The 24,428-nt window shown below is 73.0% G+C and carries 24 protein-coding genes; 18 read left to right on the forward strand and 6 right to left on the reverse strand.

The annotated features are described in order from the left end of the window. From ABZ215_RS16920 to ABZ215_RS16960, 9 genes are all read left to right on the forward strand, one after another. The coding region (locus ABZ215_RS16920; protein WP_354950215.1) for a methylmalonyl-CoA mutase family protein at window positions 1-542 on the forward strand (542 nt) is incomplete at its 5' end. 122 nt (window positions 543-664) lie between these two features. Beyond that, entirely contained in the window at window positions 665-1,426 is a 762-nt protein-coding gene (locus tag ABZ215_RS16925) for a DeoR/GlpR family DNA-binding transcription regulator (protein WP_354950216.1), read from the forward strand. A gap of 109 nt (window positions 1,427-1,535) precedes the next feature. After that, a complete protein-coding gene (pfkB, locus tag ABZ215_RS16930) occupies window positions 1,536-2,477 on the forward strand; it encodes a 1-phosphofructokinase (protein WP_020418804.1) in 942 nt (313 codons plus the stop codon). A 5-nt stretch (window positions 2,478-2,482) separates the two neighbouring features. Beyond that, on the forward strand, window positions 2,483-2,935 hold the full coding sequence (locus tag ABZ215_RS16935; protein WP_020418803.1) for a fructose PTS transporter subunit IIA: 453 nt from the start codon (window positions 2,483-2,485) through the stop codon (window positions 2,933-2,935). After that, window positions 2,932-4,416 (forward strand): fructose-specific PTS transporter subunit EIIC, encoded by a 1,485-nt coding sequence (locus ABZ215_RS16940; RefSeq protein WP_354950217.1) that lies wholly within the window; start codon window positions 2,932-2,934, stop codon window positions 4,414-4,416. Before ABZ215_RS16935 ends, ABZ215_RS16940 begins: the two co-directional genes overlap by 4 nt. A gap of 18 nt (window positions 4,417-4,434) precedes the next feature. Continuing rightward, window positions 4,435-4,701 carry an HPr family phosphocarrier protein gene (locus tag ABZ215_RS16945; RefSeq protein ID WP_017983790.1) on the forward strand — a complete coding sequence of 89 codons (267 nt, stop codon included), beginning with the start codon at window positions 4,435-4,437 and terminating at the stop codon, window positions 4,699-4,701. After that, complete coding sequence (gene ptsP / locus ABZ215_RS16950; RefSeq protein ID WP_354950218.1) at window positions 4,694-6,367, forward strand: phosphoenolpyruvate--protein phosphotransferase; 1,674 nt, start codon at window positions 4,694-4,696, stop codon at window positions 6,365-6,367. The genes ABZ215_RS16945 and ptsP overlap by 8 nt, the downstream gene beginning before the upstream one ends. Before the next feature lie 61 nt (window positions 6,368-6,428). Next, on the forward strand, window positions 6,429-7,259 hold the full coding sequence (locus tag ABZ215_RS16955) for an LLM class F420-dependent oxidoreductase (protein ID WP_020418800.1): 831 nt from the start codon (window positions 6,429-6,431) through the stop codon (window positions 7,257-7,259). Next, on the forward strand, window positions 7,256-8,065 hold the full coding sequence (locus ABZ215_RS16960) for an LLM class F420-dependent oxidoreductase (RefSeq protein WP_237338104.1): 810 nt from the start codon (window positions 7,256-7,258) through the stop codon (window positions 8,063-8,065). Before ABZ215_RS16955 ends, ABZ215_RS16960 begins: the two co-directional genes overlap by 4 nt. Here ABZ215_RS16960 and ABZ215_RS16965 read toward each other — a convergent pair. Then, complete coding sequence (locus ABZ215_RS16965) at window positions 8,058-9,005, reverse strand: hypothetical protein (protein ID WP_354950219.1); 948 nt, start codon at window positions 9,003-9,005, stop codon at window positions 8,058-8,060. The two genes, ABZ215_RS16960 and ABZ215_RS16965, sit on opposite strands and share 8 nt — an antisense overlap. A 128-nt stretch (window positions 9,006-9,133) precedes the next feature. After that, window positions 9,134-9,772, reverse strand: coding sequence for a cholesterol catabolism transcriptional regulator KstR (gene kstR / locus ABZ215_RS16970; protein WP_354950220.1), 639 nt, complete (start codon window positions 9,770-9,772; stop codon window positions 9,134-9,136). Between the two features lie 117 nt (window positions 9,773-9,889). On the opposite strand from kstR, the gene ABZ215_RS16975 reads away from it, so the two are divergent. After that, window positions 9,890-11,884: an acyl-CoA dehydrogenase gene (locus ABZ215_RS16975; RefSeq protein ID WP_354950221.1), complete on the forward strand. Its 1,995-nt coding sequence runs from the start codon at window positions 9,890-9,892 to the stop codon at window positions 11,882-11,884. 23 nt (window positions 11,885-11,907) lie between these two features. After that, window positions 11,908-14,565: a DEAD/DEAH box helicase gene (locus ABZ215_RS16980; RefSeq protein ID WP_354950222.1), complete on the forward strand. Its 2,658-nt coding sequence runs from the start codon at window positions 11,908-11,910 to the stop codon at window positions 14,563-14,565. A 159-nt stretch (window positions 14,566-14,724) separates the two neighbouring features. On the opposite strand, the gene ABZ215_RS16985 is transcribed toward ABZ215_RS16980, so the two are convergent. After that, window positions 14,725-15,969, reverse strand: coding sequence for an alpha/beta hydrolase (locus tag ABZ215_RS16985; RefSeq protein ID WP_237338108.1), 1,245 nt, complete (start codon window positions 15,967-15,969; stop codon window positions 14,725-14,727). A 38-nt stretch (window positions 15,970-16,007) separates the two neighbouring features. Here ABZ215_RS16985 and ABZ215_RS16990 point away from each other — a divergent pair, with 38 nt between their 5' ends. The 6 genes from ABZ215_RS16990 to ABZ215_RS17015 are packed head-to-tail and all read left to right on the forward strand — an operon-like array spanning window position 16,008 to window position 22,039. Then, a complete protein-coding gene (locus ABZ215_RS16990; protein WP_027935986.1) occupies window positions 16,008-17,405 on the forward strand; it encodes a wax ester/triacylglycerol synthase family O-acyltransferase in 1,398 nt (465 codons plus the stop codon). A 57-nt stretch (window positions 17,406-17,462) separates the two neighbouring features. Beyond that, complete coding sequence (locus ABZ215_RS16995) at window positions 17,463-18,485, forward strand: acyl-CoA dehydrogenase family protein (protein ID WP_354711753.1); 1,023 nt, start codon at window positions 17,463-17,465, stop codon at window positions 18,483-18,485. After that, a complete protein-coding gene (locus tag ABZ215_RS17000) occupies window positions 18,485-19,627 on the forward strand; it encodes an acyl-CoA dehydrogenase family protein (protein WP_354711754.1) in 1,143 nt (380 codons plus the stop codon). Before ABZ215_RS16995 ends, ABZ215_RS17000 begins: the two co-directional genes overlap by 1 nt. Continuing rightward, window positions 19,624-20,490 carry an OB-fold domain-containing protein gene (locus tag ABZ215_RS17005; protein WP_354950223.1) on the forward strand — a complete coding sequence of 289 codons (867 nt, stop codon included), beginning with the start codon at window positions 19,624-19,626 and terminating at the stop codon, window positions 20,488-20,490. The genes ABZ215_RS17000 and ABZ215_RS17005 overlap by 4 nt, the downstream gene beginning before the upstream one ends. Further along, window positions 20,487-20,873: a MaoC family dehydratase gene (locus ABZ215_RS17010; RefSeq protein ID WP_027935023.1), complete on the forward strand. Its 387-nt coding sequence runs from the start codon at window positions 20,487-20,489 to the stop codon at window positions 20,871-20,873. The genes ABZ215_RS17005 and ABZ215_RS17010 overlap by 4 nt, the downstream gene beginning before the upstream one ends. After that, window positions 20,870-22,039, forward strand: coding sequence for a lipid-transfer protein (locus ABZ215_RS17015; protein WP_354950224.1), 1,170 nt, complete (start codon window positions 20,870-20,872; stop codon window positions 22,037-22,039). Before ABZ215_RS17010 ends, ABZ215_RS17015 begins: the two co-directional genes overlap by 4 nt. Before the next feature lie 172 nt (window positions 22,040-22,211). Here ABZ215_RS17015 and ABZ215_RS17020 read toward each other — a convergent pair whose 3' ends face one another. Beyond that, a complete protein-coding gene (locus tag ABZ215_RS17020) occupies window positions 22,212-22,439 on the reverse strand; it encodes a hypothetical protein (RefSeq protein WP_354950225.1) in 228 nt (75 codons plus the stop codon). Between the two features lie 80 nt (window positions 22,440-22,519). Then, window positions 22,520-22,927, reverse strand: coding sequence for a hypothetical protein (locus ABZ215_RS17025; RefSeq protein ID WP_354950226.1), 408 nt, complete (start codon window positions 22,925-22,927; stop codon window positions 22,520-22,522). Between the two features lie 87 nt (window positions 22,928-23,014). Here ABZ215_RS17025 and ABZ215_RS17030 point away from each other — a divergent pair, with 87 nt between their 5' ends. After that, entirely contained in the window at window positions 23,015-23,584 is a 570-nt protein-coding gene (locus ABZ215_RS17030; protein WP_354950256.1) for a DUF5134 domain-containing protein, read from the forward strand. Here the strand turns inward: ABZ215_RS17030 and ABZ215_RS17035 are convergent. Next, window positions 23,571-24,428 carry a MaoC/PaaZ C-terminal domain-containing protein gene (locus ABZ215_RS17035; protein ID WP_354950227.1) on the reverse strand — a complete coding sequence of 286 codons (858 nt, stop codon included), beginning with the start codon at window positions 24,426-24,428 and terminating at the stop codon, window positions 23,571-23,573. The genes ABZ215_RS17030 and ABZ215_RS17035 overlap by 14 nt on opposite strands.

Consider the following 24,428-nt stretch of genomic DNA (forward strand, 5'->3'; position numbering starts at 1 on the left):
CGTCGAACTCGCGCAGCAGCGTCGCGGGGTCGAGGTGGGCGCGCCGGGCCACCTGGTCGGCTGTCCAGCCGTTGCAGGGCTCGTTCATCATCGACGAGCTGACCGACCTGGTCGAGGAGGCCGTGCTCACCGAGTTCGACCGGATCGCCGAGCGCGGCGGCGTGCTGGGCGCGATGGAGACCGGCTACCAGCGCGGCCGCATCCAGGACGAGTCGATGTTGTACGAGCGGCTCAAGCACGAGGGCACGCTGCCGATCGTCGGGGTGAACACGTTCCGCAACCCCCACCCGGAGGAGGACGAGGTCGAGGTCGAGCTGGCGCGCGCGACGGAGGAGGAGAAGCAGTCGCAGCTGACGCGGCTGGCCGACTTCCAGCAGCGGCAGAGCCACGACGCCGAGCAGGCCCTCAAGGCGCTCCGCGAAGCCGCCACCCGCGGCGAGAACCTGTTCGGGGTGCTGATGGACGCCGCGCGGGTGTGCTCGCTGGGCCAGATCACGGAGGCGTTCTTCGAGGTCGGCGGCCAGTACCGGCGCAACATCTAGTCAACTGGGCAGAACTCCCCGCCGCGGTGCCCCCGCGGCGGGGAGTTTTTTCATGCCTTGACAATCCCACTCGAAACCACATATAACCAAACAAAGCAACACGGCGACGGCAAGGAAGCCACATGTACGCAGAGGAGCGTCAGCAGCAGATCGTCGAGCGGGCCCGCAGCCTGGGCCGCGTCGACGTGTCGTGGCTCGCCGCGAACTTCGCGGTCACCACGGAGACCGTGCGGCGTGATCTGACGGTGCTGGAGCGCCAGGGGGTGCTGCGCCGGGTGCACGGCGGGGCCATCCCGGTCGAGCGGCTCGGCTTCGAGCCCGGCCTGGCCGACCGCGACGCGGTGATGACGGCCGAGAAGGAGCGCATCGCCAAGGCCGCTCTCGCCGAGGTGCCCGAGGAGGGCGCGATCCTGCTCGACGCGGGCACCACCACGGCCCGGCTCGCCGAGATCCTGCCGTCCGATCGGGAGCTGACGGTGGTGACCAACGCCGTGTCGGTCGTCCCGCAGTTGGCCCTCCGCCCGCAGCTCACCGTGCTGCTGCTGGGCGGCCGGGTCCGCGGCCGCACGCTCGCCGCGGTGGAGGACTGGACGCTGCGCGCGCTCGCCGACACCTTCGTCGACGTCGCGTTCGTCGGCACCAACGGCATCTCCGCCGAGCGCGGGCTCACCACGCCCGACATCGGGGAGGCGGCGGTCAAGCGCGCGATGATCCGCGCCGCCCGCCGCACGGTCGTGCTCGCCGACCACACCAAGGTCGGCAACGACTGCCTCGCCCGCTTCGGCGAGCTGTCCGACGTGGACAAGTTCGTGACCGACACCGGGCTGGACGACGGCCTTGCGGAGGAGCTGCGCGCGGCGGGTCCCGAGGTGGTGCTGGCGTGATCGTCACCTTGATTCCCAGCCCCGACCTCGAGCACGCAGTCGACGCGGATGCGCTGCGGCGCGGGGAAGTCCTGCGCGCCGCTCCGGCCGGCCTCGGGATGGTGGCGGCGTGATCGTCACCGTCACCCCCAACCCCAGCCTCGACCACACCGTCGAGGTGGATGCCCTGCGGCGCGGGGAAGTCCTGCGCGCCGGACCGTCCAGGTTGGACCCCGGCGGCAAGGGCGTCAACGTCGCGCGGGCGCTGGCCGCGCACGGTCGCAAGACCGCGGCCGTGCTGTTCGCCGGCGGCGCCGACGGGCGGCGGCTCACCGAACTGCTCGACGAGCAGGGGGTCGCGGTCCGGCAGGTGCCCATCGGCGGCGACACCCGCACGAACATCACCCTCGCCGAGCCGGACGGCGTGGTCACCAAGCTCAACCTGCCCGGCCCGCTGTGCTCCGACGGTGACGCGGAAGCGTTGCTGCACGCGGCCCTCAGCGCGTGCGAGGACGGCACGGTCTGGCTCGCCGGTTGCGGCAGCCTCCCGCCGGGCGCGCCGCGGGACACCTACGCCCGGTTGGTCCGGCGCGGTCACGAGGCCGGGTTGCGCGTCGCGGTCGACTCGTCCGGCTCGGCGCTCGACCGGTCCCTCGCCGAGGGGCCGGACCTGGTCAAACCCAACCGGGAGGAGCTGGCCGCGTGCGCCGGGATGCCGGTGCGCACGCTCGGCGACGCCGTCGTGGCGGCCGGGGTGCTGCGGTCGCGCGGCGCCCGGACCGTCCTGGCCAGCCTCGGGCCCGACGGCGCGGTGCTCGTCGACGACGGTGCCGCCCTGCACGGGGAGGCGCCCGTGCCGGTCGCGCGCAGCACCGTCGGCGCCGGTGACGCGCTGCTCGCGGGGTTCCTCGCCGCGGGCGGCGCCGGCCGGGACGCCCTCGCCAGGGCACTGGCCTGGGGCGCCGCCGCCGCGGCGCTGCCCGGCAGCCGGATGCCCGCACCCGCCGATGTCGCCCGCATCGGCGTCACGATCCACCCTTCGGTCGACGCCGACCGAGAACTCAAGGAGTGATACCGATGGCCGAACTCATCACCGCCGATCTGGTCGACCTCGACGTCCCCGGCGCCGACCGCGCCGAGGTCACCGCCGGGCTCGCGCGACGGCTCGTCGCCGCGGGCCGGGTCACCGACCTGGACGGCTTCCTCGCCGACATCCGCAAGCGCGAGGAGCAGATGCCGACCGGCATCGAAGGGGGTATCGGCATCCCGCACGCCCGCTCGGCGTTCGTCACCGAACCGACGCTGGCGTTCGGCCGGTCCGCCGCCGGGGTCGACTTCGGCGCCTCCGACGGCCCCGCCCGCCTGATCTTCCTCATCGCCGCCCCGGAAGGCGGCGGCGAGGAGCACATGACCATCCTCGCCCAGCTCGCCCGGCGCCTCGTGCACCAGTCGTTCCGCCAGTCGCTGCTCGACGCGCCCGACGCGGACGCCGTCGTCCAGCTCGTCCGCCAGGAGGTGCTCGGACGATGAAGTTCGTGGCAGTCACGTCGTGCCCGACCGGGATCGCGCACACCTACATGGCGGCCGAGGCCCTGGAGCAGGCCGCGAAGGCCGCCGGGCACGAGATGCTCGTCGAAACCCAGGGCGCGGCCGGATCCGCGCCGCTCGACGCCGCCCGGATCGCCGAGGCCGACGCCGTGGTCTTCGCCGCCGACGTCGACGTCCGGGACCGGGAGCGGTTCGCCGGCAAGCCCACGGTCACGGCCGGGGTCAAGGCCGCCATCAACGACGGCGCCGGCTTGATCGCGCAGGCCGTCAAGGCGGCCGAGGAGGGCACGGCCCCAGCCGCGCCGTCCGCGCCCGAGCTGGCGTCCAAGGTGGACGCTTCCGCGGGGTTCGGCACCCGGTTGCGCCAGTGGCTGATGACCGGCGTGTCCTACATGATCCCCTTCGTCGCGGCGGGCGGGATCCTCATCGCACTGTCGTTCCTGATCGGCGGCCCGGAGGTCGCGGCCAAGGTCGGCGGCGGCGACTTCCAGGGCGTCACCTACCCGGGCATCGAGAACGTGTCCGACCTGATGAGCCAGGCCGGGATCGCCGGTGTGCTGTTCAAGATCGGGTCGCTGGCGTTCGAGATGCTCGTGCCGATCCTGTCCGGGTTCATCGCGTTCGGCATGGCCGACCGGCCGGGCATCGCGCCCGGCATCGTGGGCGGCCTGCTCGCCACCGCGACCGGCGCCGGGTTCCTCGGCGGTCTCGTGTCCGGTCTGCTGGCCGGCGCGGTCACGCTGGGCCTGAAGAAGCTGAAGGTGCCGCGCGGGGTGGCCGGGGTGATGCCCGTCGTGGTGATCCCGCTGGTGTCCACGCTGGTCGTCGGGTTCCTCATGGTCGTCGTGGTGGGCGAGCCGATCGCGGCCGCGCAGACCGGCCTGAGCGACTGGCTGTCCGGCCTGTCCGGCGGCAGCGCGTGGGTGCTCGGCGCCCTGCTCGGGCTGATGATGGCCTTCGACATGGGCGGCCCGGTGAACAAGGTGGCCTACACCTTCGGCCTGGCCGCGCTCGCCAGCGGCAACTACGTGATCATGGCCGCGGTGATGGCGGCAGGCATGACGCCGCCGCTGGGGCTGGCGCTGGCCACCCTGGTACGCCGCAACCGGTTCACCCCGGCGGAGCGGCAGGCGGGCCAGGCCGGCTGGCTGCTCGGGCTGTCGTTCATCACCGAGGGCGCGATCCCGTTCGCCGCGGGCGACCCGTTCCGGATCATCCCGTCGCTGATGGTCGGCAGCGCCACCACCGGCGCGCTGGTCGCGGCCTTCGGCGCCACCTCGCCTGCCCCGCACGGCGGCATCTGGGTGGTCGGACTCATCGGCAACCCGCTGCTGTTCCTGCTCGCCGTCGCGATCGGCACGGTCGTCACCTGCGGCTGCGTGCTGCTCGCCAAGAGCATCGGCCGCGACCGCGCGCCGGCCGCGGCCACCCCCGAAACGTCCACCCAGGCCGTCGCGGCCTGACGCCCGAGGAGAACTGCCATGCCGGAACGCCGTGTCGTCGTCGGGTCCACCGTTGGCCTGCACGCCCGTCCCGCCGCCCTGTTCGTCAAGGCCGCCGCCGCGCAGCCGGTGCCGGTGAGCATCGGCAAGGACGGCGCCGACCCCGTCGACGCCCGCAGCATCCTGTCCGTGCTCGGCCTCGGCGCCCGGGGCGGGGACGAGGTCGTGCTCAGCGCCGACGGTCCGCAGGCCGAGCAGGCGCTCGACGAGCTGGCCGCGATCGTGGCGGCGAACCACGATGGGTGAGGTCGTCCTCCGCCCGGTGACCGGGATCGGCGTCAGCCCGGGCGTCGCGCACGGTCCGGTCGCCCGGCTCGCCGAACCTCCGCGGCTGCCGGAGGCGGACGTGCCGGAAGCCGACGTGCCCGCCGCCGTGGAGCGGGCGCGTGCGGCGCTGGCCGAGGTGGCCGCGTTCCTCGACGAACGCTCGGCCCAGGCCGGTGGTGCGGCCGCGGACGTCCTGCTGGCGCAGTCGATGATGGTCGCCGATCCCGCGCTGGTGGACCGGATCCGGGCGCGTCTGGAGGACGGACGGGGCTTGGCGCACGCGGTCGCCGACGCGTTCGCCGGGTTCCGCGACGCGCTCACCGCGGCCGGCGGTTACCTCGCCGAGCGGGCCGCCGACGTCGACGACCTGCGGGACCGCACCGTGGCGCGGATCCTCGGCGTCCCGATGCCCGGCGTGCCCGACCCCGGTCATCCGTTCGTCCTGGTCGCACGGGACCTCGCGCCGGCCGACACCGCGGTGCTCGACGCGGACCGGGTGCGCGCGATCGTCACCGAGCTGGGCGGGCCCACCAGCCACACGGCGATCCTGGCGAAATCGCTGGGCATCCCCGCGGTCGTGGCTTGTGCCGGTGCGGCGTCGCTGACCGACGGGACGCCGGTGCTCGTCCGCGGCGCGACGGGGGAGGTGGTCGTCGACCCGCCGGACTCGCTCGTCGAGGCGGCGGAGGCCGAGGCGGCCGAGCACGCTGCCGCGCTGGCGGCCTCCAGCGGCCCGGGTCGGACCGCGGACGGCGTTCCGGTGGCGTTGCTGGTGAACGTCGGGGCGGCCCGTGACCTCGCGACCGCGGCAGCCGTCGACTCGGAGGGCGTGGGCCTGCTGCGCACCGAGTTCCTGTACCTGGACCGGGCCGACGAGCCGTCGGTCGAGGAGCAGCGCCGGAGCTACGCCGAGGTGTTCCAGGCGTTCGGCGGCCGCAAGGTGGTGGTGCGCACGCTCGACGCGGGCGCGGACAAACCGCTCGCGTTCGTCGACCACGGCGACGAGCCCAACCCGGCGCTCGGTGTGCGCGGCCTGCGCCTGGCCCGGCGCCACCCGCGGATGCTGGCGGACCAGCTGACCGCGATCGCCGCTGCCCGCGACGCCAGCACGGCCGACGTGTGGGTGATGGCGCCGATGGTGTCCACACCGGCCGAGGCCGCGGAGTTCGCCGCCGCCGCCCGCGCGCACGGGCTGTCGATTGCCGGGACGATGGTCGAGGTGCCCGCGGCCGCGCTGCGGGCAGACGCGATCCTGGGCGCCTGCGACTTCGTCAGCATCGGCACCAACGACCTCGGCCAGTACACGTTCGCCGCCGACCGGATGGCCGGTGACCTGGCCGGCCTGCTCGACCCGTGGCAGCCCGCGCTGCTGGAGCTGGTCCGGCTGACGGGTGCGGCGGGCACCGCGGCGGGCAAACCGGTCGGTGTCTGCGGTGAGGCGGCGAGCGATCCGTTGCTGGCGCTGGTGCTGGTGGGTCTCGGGGTGACGAGCCTGTCGATGGCGCCGTCCGCGCTGCCCGCCGTCCGCCTCGCCCTCGCGGCCCACACCGCCGCCGAATGCGCGGAGCTCGCGCAGCTCGCCCTGTCCGCCCCGGACGCGGCGAGCGCCAGGGAGCGGGTCGCCGCCGCGGCCGGGGCCGGGTGAGGTCCGCGGCACACGACGCGAGCGGGAATAGCGCGCCCCGGTCCGGGAGTTACGTCGGAGCATGAAGTTCGGGATCTCGACGTTCGTCACCGACGAAGGCATCCGGCCGGGCGCGCTCGGCCGCGCGCTGGAGGAGCGCGGGTTCGATTCACTGCTGCTCGCCGAGCATTCGCACATCCCGGTCAGCCGGGAAAGCCCCTACCCGGGCGGCGGTGAGCTGCCGCGCGTCTACTACCGCACGCTGGACCCGTTCGTGGCGCTGACCGCGGCCGCGGCGGAGACCCGCGACCTGCTGCTCTTCACCGGTGTCGCCCTGCTGGTGCAGCGCGACGTCATCCACACCGCCAAGGAGGTCGCGAGCCTCGACCTGCTCTCCGGCGGCCGCGTCGCCTTCGGTGTCGGCGTGGGCTGGAACCGCGAGGAGATGCGCAACCACGGCACCGAGCCGCGCACCCGCGGCGCCCTGATCGACGAGCAGATCCAAGCGCTCAAGGCGATCTGGACGCAGGACGAGGCCGAGTTCCACGGCAAGCACGTCGACTTCGACCCGATCTGGCAGTGGCCCAAGCCGGTGCAGCGCCCGCACCCGCCGATCTACGTCGGCGGTGAGAGCGAGGCCGCGCTCACCCGGCTCCTCAACCACGCCGACGGCTGGATGCCGCGGTCGCACACGCCACCGGAGGAGATCAAGCGCGTCCGCGCCTGGCTGGCCGAGCAGGGCCGCCCCGACGTCCCGTTCACCGTCTTCGGCGCCGGCCGCAGCGAGGAGGCGCTGGCCGGGTACGCCGAGGCCGGGGTGGAGCGCGTGACGTTCATGCTCGGCACCCGCCCCGAATCGGAGACGCTCACCAAGCTGGACGAGCTCGCCGCCCTCGCGGAGGGCTACCGGTGAAACTGGGGATTTCGACGTTCGTCACCGACGAGACCGCCCGGCCGGACGTCCTGGCGAAGGCGGTCGAGGACCGCGGGTTCGACGCCTTGTTCGTCGCGGAGCACTCGCACATCCCGGTCAGCCGGGAGACCGCGTACCCGGCCGGCGGCGAGATGGCGCGGGCCTACTACCGCGCGCTCGACCCGTTCGTCGCGCTGACCGCGGCGGCCGCCGCGACCACGACGCTCAAGCTGGGCACCGGCATCACGCTGCTGATCCAGCGGGACGTCCTGCACACCGCGAAGTCCGTGGCGAGCCTCGACCTGTTGTCCGGCGGGCGTTTCCTGTTCGGGGTGGGCGTCGGCTGGAACCGCGAGGAGATGCGCAACCACGGCACGGACCCGCGCACCCGCGGCGCGCTGCTGGACGAGCAGATCCAGGCACTCCGGACATTGTGGACGAACGACGAGGCCGAGTTCCACGGCGTGCACGTGGATTTCGACCCGGTGTTCCAGTGGCCCAAGCCCGCGCGTGAGGTGCCGGTCTACATCGGCGGCAACAGCACCGCGGCGCTGGACCGCGCGAAGCGGCTGGAAGCGGGCTGGCTGCCCAACGCCCTGCGCGATCCGGAAGCGGCCGCGGCGCAGGTGGCGCAGGCCGGATCGGTTCCGGTGACCGCGACGTCCGCGCCACCGGACCCGGCGCTGCTCGACGCCTACGCCGAGGCCGGAGCCGAGCGCGTCACGCTGGGCCTGCCCGCCGCGTCGGAGGGCGACACCCTGCGCAGGCTGGACGCGCTGGCCGCGCTCGTGCCGCGCGTCAGCTGACCAGCGGCAGCAGGGCTGCGGTGCCGGCGGTGAGCGCCATCGGCAGGGTGCGGTAGTAGCGGGACGGCGCCGCGATCAGGACGACCACGACGTACCTGGCGTCGGCGCCGAGCAGGCCCGTCGTGTTGTACACCGCCTCCGAACCGCTGGTGCCCCAGCCCTGCTTGATCGCCCACGTCGTGCCGGGAAGCCCGTCCGGGATCCCGAAGTACTGGTCCGTGCCGTCCGAGCCGTGTTCGGAGGCGTGGTACATCGCGTCGTAGAGCAGGTCGCGGCTGGCCTGCGGCAGCTCGTCCTCGATGTAGTTGTAGACCTTGACCACGTCCGCGGCGGTGATCTTCGTCGATCCCCACTGGCCTGCCGACGACGGCGGCTCGGTGCCGGTCAGCCCGATCAGCTTGGCCATGCGGGTCACGATGCCGGTGCCGCCGTGGGCGACCCACAGGCTGCTGGCGATGCCGTCGTCGCTGGCGGTGATCATCCTGGTCAGCTGGGTCTGCGTGCTGCCCGCCGGCAGGGCCCACCCGCTCGCCCGCAGCACGTCCAGCGCGATCAGCAGCTTGACCACGGACATCGAGTAGAACTGCCGGTCGGCGTTGAGCTGCGTCAGGACGACGCCGGTCTGCCGGTCGTACACCTCGACCCCGACCTCTGCGCTCGCCACCCTCGCCTGCGCGAGGTCCTGGACCCGCCTGGCGACGGTGTCGTCCTCCGCCGGCTCCGACTCCGGCGGGATGTCCCCGGCGGGCGCCGGGTCGGCCTGGGTGGCCGGCGGTGCCGACGGCTCCGGGGTGGTCATCGACGTCACCGGGGCGCTCACCTGCACGACCGGGCTCGCCGAGGACGCCCGCGGCTGGTGCTGGACCGTGAAGATCAGCATGGTCACGGCGCCGAACACCGCGGCCGGGAGCACGACCTTGCCGGCCGTCCTGCTTCTCATGACCACAGAAACGCGGCCATGATCGCGACTTGTTGCAGCCGGATCCCGGATTCCGGTGATCTACAGGGAATTCACAGCGGGCTGCCAGGGAGTTCCCAACTACCGCGACGGATCGCGACCGATCGGTGTCAGCGCGTGTTGTTGTCCAGCAGCAGGTGCACCGACAGCTCCAGCCGGTTGGCGACGTCGGCGGCGGACGCGCGGCGGGTGACCCACGCGACCAGGTTCGCCATCCACACGTCGGCGATGAGGTGGAAGACCGCGCGGTCGTGCTCGGTCGGCTCCTCGATGCCCATGGCGCGCGCGAACATGCTCTCCAGCAGCCTGCCGACCTGCTCGACCTCGGCGGCGGCCGTGGTGTCGGCGAACATGAACGCCCGGACCATCGCCTCGGTCAGGTGCGGGTCGCGCTGCATCAGCCGGGTGTTGCGGCTGAGCACGAAGATGAGCCGCTCGCTCGGCGTGTCGCCCGGGATGCTCGACCGCTGCAGCTTCTCGTGCGCGCGCTCGAACTCCCTGGCCAGGCCGGAGACCAGCAGGTGGATCTTCGACGGGAAGTAGCGGTAGAGGGTGCCCAGCGCGACGTCGGCCTTCTCGGCCACGGCCCGCATCTGGACGGCGTCGTACCCGCCCTTGGACGCCAGCGCCAGGGTCGCGTCGATGATGCGCCGTCGCCGGTCCCGCTGCGCGGCGGAACCGAGCTCGTCGCTGGACAACGCGCTCATCCCGTTCTTCGGTTGGGTGGACGTCTTCGCTTTGGCGGCCATCGGCACCTGCTCCGGAACTTGTTTCAGTTTCACTCCACAGCTTACCGGCCCGCCTCCTGATCTCGCGCATCGAGTGGATCTGGCCACAAAACTGAAACACGTTCTATAGTGAGCCGCATGTCAGTCCTCACCGCGGAGCAGCGCGCGCTCGCCGGGACGATCCGCTCCGGCGCCAGGAGCCGGGACGACCTGACCGCCATCGGCGTGTTCGGCATCGGGGTGCCGGAGGACCTGGGCGGCGCGGGCGGGACGGTCGCCGACGCCGCGGTGGCCGTCGAGGAGGCGGCGGCCGCGCTCGTGCTGGGGCCGGTGCTCGGGACCGTGCTGGCGGCGCTGGTGCTGGGGCGACGCGGCGGGTCTCCGGCGACGAAGGAGCTGCTCCCGGCGTTCGCGGACGGCTCCGCGAGCGCGGGCGTGGCGTTGTCGCCGGACGGGCCGGTGCTCGACGCGGACGCCACCCACCTGCTGGTGGCCGACGGCGACACGTGGAGCGTGCGGGAGCGGGGTGCGGAAGCCGTCGAGTCGTTCGACCTGTCCCGCTCGTTCGGGCGGGTGCCAGACGGTGACGGCACCGTGTTCGAGGGTGCCGAGCTGCGGGTTTTCGCGGCGACGCTGGCCGCGGCGGAGGCGGCCGGGATCGCGCGCTGGTGCGTGGCGACGGCGTCGGAGCACGCGAAGGTGCGCGAGCAGTTCGGCCGGCCGATCGGGTCGTTCCAGGCGGTCAAGCACCTGTGCGCGGAGATGCTGTGCCGGGCCGAGCTGGCCGGGGCGCTGGCGTGGGACGCGGCCCGGGCTGCCGGCGAGTCGCCGGAGCAGCACGAGTTCGCGGCGGCGGTGGCGGCCGCCGGGGCGCTGGACGCGGCGGTGGACACCGCCAAGGACTGCATCCAGGTCCTCGGTGGGATCGGGTTCACCTGGGAGCACGACGCGCACCGGTACCTGCGCCGCGCGGTGGCGTTGCGGCTGTGGCTGGGCGGTTCGGCCGGGTGGCGCCGTTCGGCGGCTTCGCTCGCCCTGGCCGGGGTGCGGCGGGAGCTGGGGGTCGACCTGTCGGAGCACTTCGACCCGGCCGTGCGGGCGACGGTGGCGGAGATCGCCGCGCTGCCCGAGGGGGAACGTCGCGAGCGGCTGGCGACGAGTGGCTACCTGATGCCGCACTGGCCCGCGCCCTACGGGCTGGACGCGACGCCGGCGCAGCAGCTGGTCATCGATGCCGAACTGGCGCGCGCGGGGGTGACGCGGCCCGATCTGGTGATCGGCGCCTGGGCGGTGCCGACCATCCTGGAGCACGGCACGGACGAGCAGCGGCAGCGGTTGGTGATGCCGACACTGCGTGGTGAGCTGACCTGGTGCCAGTTGTTCAGCGAGCCAGGGGCAGGCTCCGACCTGGCTTCGCTGCGGACGCGGGCGACCGAAGTGGACGGTGGGTTCGTGTTGTCCGGGCAGAAGGTCTGGACGTCGCTCGCGCGGGAGGCGGACTGGGCCATCTGCCTCGCGCGCACCGATCCCGACGCGCCCAAGCACCAAGGCATCACCTACTTCCTGGTCGACATGTCGTCACCCGGGATCGACGTCCGCCCGCTGCGCGAGATCACCGGGGTGGAGCGGTTCAACGAGGTCTTCCTCGACGACGTGTTCGTGCCGTCGGCGAACGTGGTCGGCGAGGTGAACGGCGGCTGGCGCCTGGCCAGGACGACGCTGGCGAACGAACGCGTGGCGATGAGCGGCGGCTCGTCGGTGGGGGAGGCGGTGGAGTCGCTGCTGGCGGCGGTGCGTGAGCCGGATCCGGCGGTGCTGGAACGGCTCGGTGCGCTGGTGGCCGAGGGTTCGGCGTGCGCTCTGCTCGACCTGCGGGCGACGCTGCGGCGCCTGGCCGGGCAGGACCCGGGGGCCGAGTCGAGCGTGCGGAAGCTGATCGGCGTGCGGCACCGGCAGGCCGCGGCGGAGACGGCGCTGGAGCTGCTGGGGCCGCCGGGTGTCCTGGTGACCGACGAGACGGCGGCGGCGCAACACGAGTTCCTGCTGACGCGCTGCCTGAGCATCGCCGGCGGCACGACGCAGATCCTGCTGTCGGTGGCGGCGGAACGCCTGCTGGGGCTGCCGCGCTCCTGAAACTGTCGGTGGTCCCGCCTAGGGTGATCACCGTGGAATGGACCGAGACGACCAGGGCGATCTTCGTGCCCTCGGACCCGCCCCGGGACGGCGTGCTCGCCGTCTGGGGCGACGAGCCGGGGCCGACGCCGGTCGAGCTCGTGCTGCCCGCCGGCGCCGGGAAGTCCTTCCGCCGCGCCAAGGTGGACGCGCACGTCCTCCCGCTGGCCGACGCCATCCCGCGCCTGCTCGCCGTCACCGATGCCGGCCCGTCGCTGGCCGCCTGGTCCGCCGCCGTCTCCGCGGGGGTGGACCTCGTCGAGCGCGGCCGGTTCCGATCCGCCGGGTCATCGTCCGAAGTGGACTCCTGGCGCGCCGGTCCGCTCGACGCCGCCGACGAGGACCTCCTGCGCGACCTGGCCGCCGCGCTGCCGCCCGAGGCGCACGCCCTCCCGCTGTCCGGCCTCAAACGCATCCGGCTGCACTCGCCGGAAACGCTCGTCCGCGCGCTGTGGGACGCCACCGCCGACGTGCTCGTCCGCGGTCCCGCCGAGGGGCTCGGCGCGCAGCTCCAGCTCCGCGTCGAGGTGCGCGAGACCGACGACGGCTTCGCGTTCGCCGGAGTCGTCGCCCTGCGCAGTTCCGCCGACCCCAGCCTGGTCGTCGACGCGGCGTCGTTGTGGAACGCGCCGAGCGCTGTCCGGTCCCGTTTCGGCGAGCAGGTCGAGGCCCAGCTGCTCGTCGGTCTCCGGCGGGGCGCCCGCGCGTGGGCCCCGCTCGGCCGCGTGCTCGGAGCGGCGGTTCCCGGCGAGCTGGTCCTGGACGATGACGAAGTCGTCGAACTGCTCGACGGCGGGTCCGCGGCGCTCGCCGCCGCCGGCGTCGAGGTGCTGTGGCCGCGCGGCATGGCAGGCGAACCGGTGCGGGCCAAGGCGAGCGTCACGCCGTCGCCGGGTAGCGAGGGCGGCGGCGTGTTCCGGCTGACCGACCTGCTGCGGTTCCGCTGGCAGCTCAGCCTGGGCGGCGAAACCCTCACCGAGGCCGAGGTCGCCGCGCTGGCCGAGGCCAAGCGGCCGCTGGTGCGGCTGCGCGGGCAGTGGGTGCGCGCCGATCCGTTCCTGTCCGCCCGCCTGCGCCGGGCGAGCCGCAGCGTGACGGGCGCGCAGGCACTGGCCGCGGCCCTCACCGGCGAGCTGGAGGTCGACGACGAGCAGCTGGCCTTCGCCGCCCCGCCCGCGCTCGACGGTCTCGTGGAGCGGTTGCGTGCCCCCGCCGGTCCGGTCGAGCCGGCCACCGACCTGCAGGCCACGCTGCGGCCCTACCAGCGCGCGGGGTTGTCCTGGCTGGCCCGCATGGCCGAGCTGGGGCTCGGCGGGATCCTCGCCGACGACATGGGCCTCGGCAAGACGATCCAGCTCATCGCGTTGCACCTGCACCGCCGGACGCTGCGGGCCGGGCCGACACTGGTGCTGTGCCCGACCTCGCTGCTGGGCAACTGGGAGCGCGAGTTCGCCCGGTTCGCGCCGAAGGTGCCGGTGCGGCGCTTCCACGGCGGGCGCCGGCACCTGGACGACCTGGAGCCCGACGAGGTCGTGCTCGCCACGTACGGGGTGCTGCGCCGCGACCGGGCCACGCTGTCCGAAGTGGACTGGGGGCTGGTCGCGGCGGACGAGGCGCAGCACGTCAAGAACCCCCTGTCGGTGACGGCCAAGGAACTGCGCCGGATCCCGGCCGCGGCGCGGGTCGCGCTGACCGGGACGCCGGTGGAGAACCGGCTCACCGAGCTGTGGTCCATCCTGGACTGGACGACGCCCGGCCTGCTCGGCACGCTCGACCACTTCCGCCGCACGATCGCGCGCCCGGTCGAACGCGACCGCGACGCCGGCAGCGTCGAGCGCCTCGCGGCGACGGTGCGGCCGTTCCTGTTGCGGCGGCGCAAGACCGACCCGGACATCGCGCCGGAACTGCCCAGCAAGACCGAGACCGACCGGTACGTGCCGCTGACCGCCGAGCAGGCCACCCTGTACGAGGCGGTGGTGCGGGAGAACCTGGCGAAGATCCGCGAGTCGCGGGGCGTGCAGCGGCGCGGGCAGGTGCTCAAGCTGCTCACGGAGCTGAAGCAGATCTGCAACCACCCGGCGCAGTACCTCAAGGAGAGCGGGCCGGTCGCCGGGCGGTCGGGCAAGCTCGCCGCGTTCGAGGAGCTGCTGGACGTGATCCTGGACGAGGGCGAGAGCGTGCTGGTGTTCAGCCAGTACGTGCAACTGTGCCGGCTGCTGGAAACGCGGCTGACCGAGCGGGGGCTGCCGGTGCAGCTGCTGTCCGGCGCCGACCCGGCGCGGCAGCGGGACGAGATGGTGGCACGGTTCCAGCGCGGTGACTCGCCGGTGTTCCTGCTGTCGCTCAAGGCCGGGGGCGTGGGGCTGAACCTCACCCGTGCCACCCACGTCATCCACTACGACCGGTGGTGGAACCCGGCGGTCGAGGACCAGGCGACCGACCGCGCGCACCGGATCGGACAGGACCGGCCGGTGCAGGTCCACCGGCTCATCGCGGAGGGCACGCTGGAGGAACGGATCGCCACGGTGCTCGCCGAGAAACGCGGCCTGGCCGAAGCCGTAGTCGGCGCGGGGGAGGACTGGATCACCGACCTGACCGACGACGAGCTCACGGCGCTCGTGCAACTGGGACAGCCAGGATGACGGGCGATCGCGGGGGAGGGGCGCACACCAGAGGGAGCCGGAGAGCAGGTGAGCGAGGGCATGGGCTCGTCATGTGGGGCCCGCGCGAGGCGGTGGGCCGGCCACTCGCGCCGATTCGCCGTTGGCCGACGCCGGGCGAGATTTCGCGGGGCTGGGGCATCACCCGCGCTGGTCGCGCAGCCAGCGGAGGTACGTCCAGTCCAAGAAGCGCTCCACGCCGCGCACCACGTGCGCCGACCGGATCGACGGGAACACGTCGAACGCGTGCTGCGCGCCCGGCAGTTCGGCGTACGCCACCGGCTGCTCGGACGTCTCCCGCAGGCGGCGGACGAACTCCCGCGCCTCGCGGACCGGCACCAGCGAGTCGTGCGCGCCGTGGATCACGAAGAACGGCGGCGCCTTCTCGGTGATCCGGTCCAGCGGCGACGCGGCGATGTAGTCGTCCAGAAACCGCACCGGGTCCTTGCCCACCACGTACCGCGCCAGCAGCCCGTGCAGCCGCTGCTTGCTCGCCGTCGAACCGCTCGTCGCGGCGAAGTCGTACACGCCGTAATGCGGGGCGCACGCCTGCACGGACGTGTCGGCGTCGGCGAAACCCGGCTGCAGGCCGGCGTCGTTCGGGGTCAGCGCCAGCAGCGCCGCCAGGTGACCGCCCGCCGAACCACCCGTCGCGGCCAGGAACGACGAGTCACCCCCGTACTCATGGATGTGCTCGCGAATCCACGCCACCGCCCGCTTCACGCCGACGATGTGGTCCGGCCAGTGCGCCTTGGGCGACAGCGGGTAGTTCACCGCAACGCACACCCACCCGCGCTGCGCCATGTGCAGCATCAACGGGATGCCCTGGTGGTCCTTGCTGTCGATCATCCACGCGCCACCGTGGATCTGCAGCAGCACCGGCCGCCCCTCGACCGGCTCCCGCGGCCGGTAGATGTCCATCAGGAACCGCTTGCCGCCCGGCGCGTACGCCAGGTTGCGGTCCCGCCGCACGTCCGGGTTGCGCATCCGGAACGGCAGCACCAGCTGACCCCACGGCGTCGCCAGGTCCTTCGCGTCCGGCGGCCGCGACAGGTCCGCCACGTACTTCGGCCCGAGCGCCTCGGCCAGCGCGTCCTCGACCGCGCCCCGCGCCCGCTGCGACGTGACGATCAGCGACCCCAGCCCGGCGGCCGACGCCGCGGCCAGGCCGAGGCCGACCCGGTCTTGCACGGACCGCGCCCCGTGCCGCGCCAGGTGCGCCGCCGTGTCGGCCGCGGTCAGCGCGAGCAGGTGCGGCGCCAGCTCGCTGGTCAGCCACCCCGCGAAGAACGCGGGCACCGAGGCGCGCACCCCCGGCACCGGGCGAAGGGCGTTCGCGGTCAGGGCGAGCTGGACCGCCCGGCGGGTGAGGAATCGGGGTCGCATACCCCGTGATCGTAGTCAGTTTCGCCTACCCTGGGAGGGTGCGACCGCTGTCTGGACTCGACGCCAGTTTCCTGTACCTGGAAACGTCTTCGCAGGTGCTGCACGTGTGCGGGCTGCTCACCCTGGACGGATCGACCATACCGGGCGGATATCGCTTCCCCGAGTTCAAGCGGCGGCTCGCCGAGCGCATCGCCGCGATCCCGGAGTTCCGCCGGAAACTGCACAATTCGCCGCTGAACTTCCTGCACCCGGTGTGGGTGGAGGACGAGGCGTTCGACATCGACCACCACCTGCACCGCGTCGCCGTGCCCGCGCCGGGCGACCGCGAGACGCTGGCCGAGCTGTGCGCCCACTTCGCCGGCCAGCCGCTCAACCGCGGCCGCCCGCTGTGGGAGCTGTACGTGATCGAGGGGCTGCCCGGCGACGGTGTCGCGGTGATGTTCAAGATGCACCACGCGACCGTCGACGGCGTCGGCGGCGCGAACCTGATCGCCTACCTGGCAGGCACCGAACCGGGTGAACTTCCGCCACTGCCCGAGCCCGAACCCAACCTCGCGCCGCCCTCGCACCTCGAACTGCTCAAGACCAGCGTCGGCGAGCTGGCGCGGCGGCCGGTGGAGCTGGCGAAGCTGCTGCCCGGCCTGGCGAGCATGGCGCCCCGCTGGGTCGGCCGCGCCCTGCGCCGCCAGGGCATGCCGGTGCCGTTCACCGCGCCGCGCACCTCGTTCAACTCCACCATCTCCAGCGTCCGCGCCATCGCCTACAGCACGGTCGAGCTGGACGACGTCAAGACCGTGAAGAACGCCTTCGGGGTGAAGGTGAACGACGTCGTCCTGGCGTTGTGCGCGGGCGCGCTGCGCCGCTACCTGGACGCGCGCGGCGAGCTGCCGAAGGACCCGCTGGTGGCGACCGTCCCGGTGTCGACGCTGGACCGCACCAGCCAGGAGGGCGACAGCAACAACAAGGTGTCCGCGTTCTTCGCGACCCTGCCCACCCACCTGCCGGAGGCCGCCGCCCGGGTCTACGCGGTCGCGGAGAGCAACCGGCAGGCCAAGGAGCACCACCACGAGATCGACGCGGACATGCTGCAGGACTGGGCCCAGTTCGCCGCGCCCGGCCTGTTCGGGCTCGCGGTGCGGGCCTACGCGGCGCTGCGGCTGGCCGACAAGCACCCGGTGGTGCACAACCTGGTCGTCTCCAACGTGCCCGGCCCGCCGGTGCCGCTGTACTTCGTCGGCGCGCGGGTGACGGCCTTCTACCCGCTCGGCCCGGTGTTCCACGGCGCCGGGCTGAACGTGACCGTGCTGTCCTACGCCGGCAAGGTCGACATCGGGCTCCTCGCGGCGCGAGAACTCGTTCCAGATCTGTGGGCGCTGGCCGACGCGATGCGGGACGAGATGAAGGAACTGCTGGACGCGGCCTCGGCCCTTGCCTGAACGTGGCTCCTCGGCTAAGACTAGAACAGGTTTCAGTCTTGTAGCCGAGGAGCCGGTGTGGACTTCACCCTGGACGCGACCCGGGCCGAGATCGCCGCGCTGACCGCGGACGTCCTCGCCAGGGACCCCGAGCACGCCTGGCAGGCGCTCGCGAAGGCCGGGCTGCTCGCGCTCGCCCTGCCCGAGGACCTGGGCGGGGACGGGCTCGGCCCGGCCGAGGTCGCGGTGGTGCTGACCGAGGTCGGCCGGGCGGGCGCGCAGGTGCCCGCGCTCGCCGCACTCGCGCTGGGGGTGCTGCCGCTGAACCGGATGGGCAGCCCGGAGCAGCGCGCGCGGTGGCTGCCGGAGATCGCGTCGGGCGAGGTCGTCGTCACCGCCGCGCCGCACGAGCCGTCCAGGCCGTTCGCCGCGGAGCCCTCGACCGAGGCCGTCGCCGTGGACGGCGGCTGGGCGCTGACCGGCACGAAGACCCTGGTGCCGTCGCTGGCGCAGGCCGGATGCGTGCTCGTGCCCGCGACGCTGCCGTGGGGACCGGGCGTGTTCCTCGTCGATCCGCGGGCCGAGGGCGCGGAGGTGCACGGCACGTCGTTGCGCCTGTCCGGCGTCCGGGTGGGTGAGGCGGACCTGCTGCGCGACGGCTCGCTCGCGGACCTGCGCCGGTTCGCGCTCGCCGGCGCGGTCGCGCTCGGCGACGGCGCGGTGGCCGGAGCGCTGGCGCTGACCACCGGGCACGTGCGGCAGCGCGAGCAGTTCGGCCGTCCACTTGCGACGTTCCAGGCGGTGGCGCAGCAGATCGCGGACGTCTACATCGCCTCCCGCACGCTGCACCTGGCCGCGTTGTCCGCGGTGTGGCGGCTCGCCGAGGGGCTCGACGCGGACGAGGACCTGGCGGTCGCCGCGTACTGGCTCGCCGAGGAGGCGCCCAAGGCGCTCGCGGTGTGCCACCACCTGCACGGCGGTCTCGGCGTCGACATCACCTACCCGCTGCACCGCCACTACGGGCTGGTCAAGGAGCTCGCCGCGCTGACCGGCGGCGCGAGCGAGCGGCTGGACCGGCTCGGCGACCTGGTGGAGGCCTGATGCACATCGAACTGACCGCGCCGCAACGGAAACTGCGGGATGAGCTGCGCGAGTACTTCGCCGGGCTGATCACACCGGAGGAGCGGCAGGCGCTGCTGCGCGAGCGGCACGGCGAGGTCTACCGCCGCATCGTGCGCCGCATGGGCAGCGACGGGCGGCTCGCAGTCGGTTGGCCCGAGGAGTACGGCGGCGGCGGGTTCGGCGACCTGGAGCAGCACATCTTCGCCGACGAGGCCGCGCGCGCCGACGTGCAGCTGCCGTCGGTGACGCTGCAGACCGTCGGGCCCACCCTGCAGGAGTACGGCACGCCCGAGCAGAAGGCGTTCTTCCTGCCGAAGATCCTCGCCGGGGAGGTGCACTTCGCGATCGGCTACACCGAGCCCGACGCGGGCACCGACCTCGCGTCCCTGCGCACCACCGCGGTCCGCGACGGCGATTCCTACCTGGTCAACGGGCAGAAGATCTTCACGACCGGCGGGCACGACGCCGACTACGTCTGGCTTGCGGTGCGCACCGATCCGGACGCGCCCAAGCACAAGGGCATCTCGATCCTGATCGTCGACACCGGCGACCCCGGCTACTCGTGGACGCCGATCATCACCTGCGACGGCGCGCACCACGTCAACGCCACGTACTACTCCGATGTCCGGGTCCCGGTGTCGATGCGGGTGGGCGAGGAGAACCAGGGCTGGAAGCTGATCACCACGCAGCTCAACCACGAGCGCGTCATGCTCGGCCCGGCCGGGCGGATCGGCGGGCTCTACGACCGGGTGCGGGCCTGGGCCGTGGAGCGCGATCTGCTCGGCGAGCCCGACGTGCGCCGGGCGCTGGGCGAGACGCTCGCCGTGGTGCGGATCAACGAGCTGCTCAACTGGCAGGTCGCGGCCGCGGAGCTGGACGTCGCGGACGCCTCGGCGACCAAGGTGTTCGGCTCGGACCGCATCCAGCGGGTGGCGCGGCTGGTGGAGGAGATCGTGGCCCGGCACGGGGATCTGTCCGATCCGGGCACCGCCGCGCTCGCCGAGTGGCTGGACGTGCTGGCGCGGCGCAACATCGTGCTCACTTTCGGGGGTGGCGTGAACGAGATCCAGCGCGAGCTGATCGCGACGGCCGGACTGGGATTGCCGAGGGTGCCGCGATGAGCGTCGAAGAGGCGGCCGCCCGGATCCGCGCGCAGGGCGAGTCGTCGCGCCGCCCGGCCCGTGATCCGGTGAACCAGGCGATGATCAACAACTGGGTCGAGGCGATCGGCGACGCCAACCCGCGCTACGCCGAGGGCGTCGCGCCGCCGGCCATGGTGCAGGTGTGGACGATGAACGGCCTGCACGGGCAGCGCGCGGCGGACGACCCGCTGGGCGCGATGATGGCCGTGCTCGACGAGGCCGGCTACACGTCGGTGGTCGCGACGAACTCCGAGCAGACCTACCACCGCTACCTGCGGGTCGGCGAGCACGTGTCGGCGTCGACGGCGCTGGAGTCGATCGTGGGGCCGAAGCGGACCGCGCTGGGCGAGGGCTGGTTCGTCACCACCCGCACGTCCTGGTACGTCGGCGACGAACTGGTCGCCGACATGCTGTTCCGGGTGCTGAAGTTCGCCCCGCCGCCCTCCGCGCGGGGCGCGCTGCGGCCGGTGATCAGCCGGGACACCGAGTTCTTCTGGGAGGGCACGAAGGCCGGCGAGCTGCGGATCCAGCGCTGGGGCGACGTGCTGCGGCACCCGCCGGGGCCGATGCCGCCGGACGGCGACCTGGACGCGAAGCCGGACTGGGTGGTGGCGAGCGGGCGCGGCACGGTCTACAGCTACGTGGTGCACCACCGGCCCGCGGTGCCGGGCAAGCAGCTGCCGTTCGTGATCGCGCTGGTCGAGCTGGAGGAGGGGGTGCGGATGCTGGGCGAACTGGTCGGGGCCGATCCCGTGGAGGTCCACATCGGACTGCCGGTGACCGCGACGTTCCTGAAGGTGGACGACGATCTGACGTTGCCGGCCTGGCGGGTGGTGCGATGACCGCCGCCGGAACCGAGCTGCCCGAGCTGGTCTTCGACGTCACGCCGACGTTCGTGATCAGCACCGCGCTGGCGACGCGGGACTTCCAGGACGTGCACCACGACCGGGACGCCGCGGTCGCGCGCGGGTCGAAGGACATCTTCCTCAACATCCTCACCGACACCGGGCTGGTGCAGCGGTTCGTGACGGACTGGGCGGGGCCGGACGCGCTGGTCCGGTCGATCAAGATCAAGCTGGGCGTGCCGTGCTATGCGGGGGACCGGCTGGTGTTCACCGGCCGGGTCGCCTCGGTTGAGGGGCGAGTCGCGGTCGTCGAGGTGACCGGGACCGGGCAGCTGGGGGCGCACGTGAGCGGGACGGTGACCGTGGAGCTGGCGGCATGACACTGTCGGGCAAGGCGGCGATCGCCGGGATCGGCGCGACGGAGTTCTCGAAGGACTCGGGACGCAGCGAGCTGCGGCTGGCGGCCGAGGCGGTGCGCGCGGCACTGGACGACGCCGGACTGTGCCCGTCCGATGTGGACGGCCTGGTGTCGTTCACGATGGACGGCAACGCCGAGATCGCGGTGGCGCGGGAGCTGGGCATCCCGGAGCTGACGTTCTTCAGCCGGGTGCACTACGGCGGCGGCGCGGCGGCGGCGACGGTCCAGCAGGCGGCGTTGGCGGTCGCGACCGGGGTGGCCGAGGTGGTGGTGGCGTACCGGGCGTTCAACGAGCGGTCCGGGCACCGGTTCGGGCAGGTGTCGTCCGCGGCGGCGGGGCAGGTGAACTCCTCCGGGGTGGACAACGCGTTCCACTACCCGATGGGACTGGCCACGCCGGCGGCCACGGTGGCCATGGTGGCGCAGCGTTACTTGCACGAGTACCGCGCGTCGACCGAGGACTTCGGCCGGGTGGCGGTGCTGGACCGCAAGCACGCGGCGACGAACCCGGCGGCGTGGTTCCACGGCAAGCCGATCACGCTGGCGGAGCACCAGGCGTCGCGGTGGATCGCCGAACCGCTGCGGTTGCTGGACTGCTGCCAGGAGTCCGACGGCGGGGTCGCGCTGGTGATCACGAGTGCCGCGCGGGCCCGCGACCTGCGCCACCCCCCAGCGGTGATCGCCGCGGCGGCGCAGGGGAGCGGGCCGGACCAGTACATCATGACCAGCTACTACCGGGACGAGCTCGCGGGCCTGCCGGAGATGGGCGTGGTCGCGCGGCAGCTGTGGGCGCAGGCCGGGCTGGGCCCCTCCGACATGGACGTCGCGGTGCTCTACGACCACTTCACGCCGTACGTGCTGATGCAGCTGGAGGAGCTGGGGTTCTGCGGCCGCGGCGAGGCGCCCGGTTTCGTGGCGTCCGGAGCGCTCGAACTGGACGGCTCGCTGCCGCTGAACCCGCACGGCGGGCAGCTCGGCGAGGCGTACATCCACGGGATGAACGGCATCGCCGAGGGGGTCCGCCAGATCCGCGGCACGTCGTGCAACCAGGTGCCGTCGGTGTCGCACGTGCTGGTGACGGCCGGTACTGGCGTGCCGACCAGCGGGCTGGTGCTGGCTCAGTCGTAGCCGCGGATGAGGTGGCTCTCGTCGTCCACCAGGTCGGTGGTGTCGAACGTGGTGTCCTCGATGACGGATTGGTCGGTGATCGGTTCGGTGGCCGGCATCGTCCTTCGTCCTTTCCTGACGTCGCCTACTCTGTGTGGTTCCCGTCACAGAGGGGCCGAAACACCGGCGATTTTCAGTACCCGGGGACCGGAATCCAGGCGGGCCAGCGTGGCCACAACCGCTGGTGCAGGCGGTGCACCCCGTACACGGCCAGCACCATGGCCGGCCAGTCGGCGAGCAGCATCGCCAAGATGCGAAGGTCCGGGCCGGGGCCGTTGGGGATGTGGCATGCCCGCGAGTACCACCACACGGCGTTCTGCGCCGCGTAGAACCACGCGAACCCGATGAGGGCATAGAGCACCGTGCGAAGGCGCCCTCCTGCGCTTCCGGTTCCACCTGGTCTCCCCCTTGCGCGTCGCCCAGCAGTGGCGCCGTCTCGTTTCAGTGGAAGGGAACCGGGACCCAGGCCGGCCAGCCGTCCGGGTGCTCGGACCAGCAGGACATCTTGGGGCTGTAGGGATCGACGAACATGGGGATGTTGACCACCCAGTAGAGCCAGGTGACCAGCAGGACCACTCCCATCAGCAGCACGGGTGTCCACCAGCGCAGGCGCGGCCACAACCGCCGGTGCAGCCGGTGCACCAAACGGGCGGCCAGGGCCAAGACCACCAGGTCGATGATCAACGCAACCAGGATGCCGGGGAATGGGGCCATGCCGCTGGGGCCGCACGCTCGCGAGTACCACCACACGGCCTGGTGGGCCGCGAAGAACCAGGCGAATCCGGTCACGGCGTAGAGGAACGTGTGCAGGCAGCCTCGCAGGATTTCGGTTGCGGCGTCGTCCTCCACTGGCCTCCCGTCCGGCCGGGCCGTCACCGGTTGCGCCGTCTCGCGGTGTGGAATTCACCTCGATGACCTCTAGCGCACCTGGCGTTCATAAGCGAACTTGAGGACGTGCAGATACCGGTCCTGGTTGCGTGGAGCCTGACGGTGGCATTCGCGCTGCTCGCCGTGCCCAGCGTGGTCCGGCTGGTGCGCCTGGACGCCCTCACGACCACCCCGGACACCCGCCAGCAGGACGTCGCCGAGTTGCTGATGGTCCTGGCGATGCTCGCGATGGTCTCACCGCTCGGAGGGCCCATCCCGGCGGCCGGGTGGCAGGCCATCCTGGTCCTCACGGCCGGGTGGTTCCTCGTCGCCGCGTTGCGGGGGCGGCGGTGCTGCGCCGTGCACCACCTGGTGTCCGCCGCGGCGATGCTGTACATGATCACCGCGATGCCAGGCCACGGTGACGGCCCCTGGATGGCGATGACGCCCGGCCAGCTGGCCTGGCCCGTGCTGGCGCTGGCCGCCATCGGCTACTTCGCCGTCGACAGCGTCCGCTCCGGCATCCTCGGCGCGCGCTGGGCCCGCACCGAAAGCCTGCGCGACCACCGCGCGGTCCGCCAGGTCTGCCGCGCCCTGATGGGCGTCGGCATGGCGTACATGCTGGTCAGCGGCTTGTGAGCAGCGCGTCCGCCAGTACCGGCGCGTCCCGCTCCACGGCCGTCGTCGTCAGCGCCAGGCCCTTGTCCGTACGCCACACGCGCGTCCGCAGCGTCTCCCCGGGCAGCACGATCCCCGCGAACCGCGCGGAGAACGAACCCACCCGCGTGACGTCGGCGTCCAGCAGGGCGTCCGTGACGGCCTTGGCGACCATCCCGTACGTGCACAGCCCGTGCAGGATCGGCGCCTCGAACCCCGCCGACCGGGCGAACTCCGGGTCGATGTGCAGCGGGTTCCGGTCGCCGCACAGGCGGTAGATCAGCGCCTGCTGCGGCAAGGTCGGCGTGTCGATCACCGCGTCCGGCTCGCGCTCCGGCGGTTCCACCCGCGCAGAAGAACCCCGCGAACCGCCGAACCCGCCCTCGCCGCGGGCGAAGATGCTCGACCGCGCCGTCCACAACGGCGCCCCGTCCGTCGACACCACCGACGTCTCGTTGACGATCACCGCCGCCGTGCCCTTGTCCAGCACGTCCACGATCCGCGTCCGCGCGACCGCCTTGCCCTCGACCGGGATCGGCCGGTGCACGGTCACCGCCTGCGTCCCGTGCACCACCTTCGCCAGGTCGACCTCGATGCCCGGGAACGAGACCGCGGGCGGCTCGTAGATGCGCAGGTTCGCCGCCACCGTCGCGAAGGTCGGCAGCACCCGCAGGTCCCGTTCGTAGGTGTAGCGCAGCTCCCGCGGGTCGGCCGTCCGGGCGCCCGCGCCCAGCGCCAAGTGGTAGAGCAGCACGTCGGAAGGCGTCCAGGCGAACGTCAGCTCGTCGAGCTCGGCACCGATGGCGACGTCGGGATCGATGGGCAA

Source organism: Amycolatopsis sp. NPDC006131 (genome assembly GCF_040614175.1).
GTDB classification, from domain to species: Bacteria; Actinomycetota; Actinomycetes; order Mycobacteriales; family Pseudonocardiaceae; genus Amycolatopsis_E; species Amycolatopsis_E tucumanensis.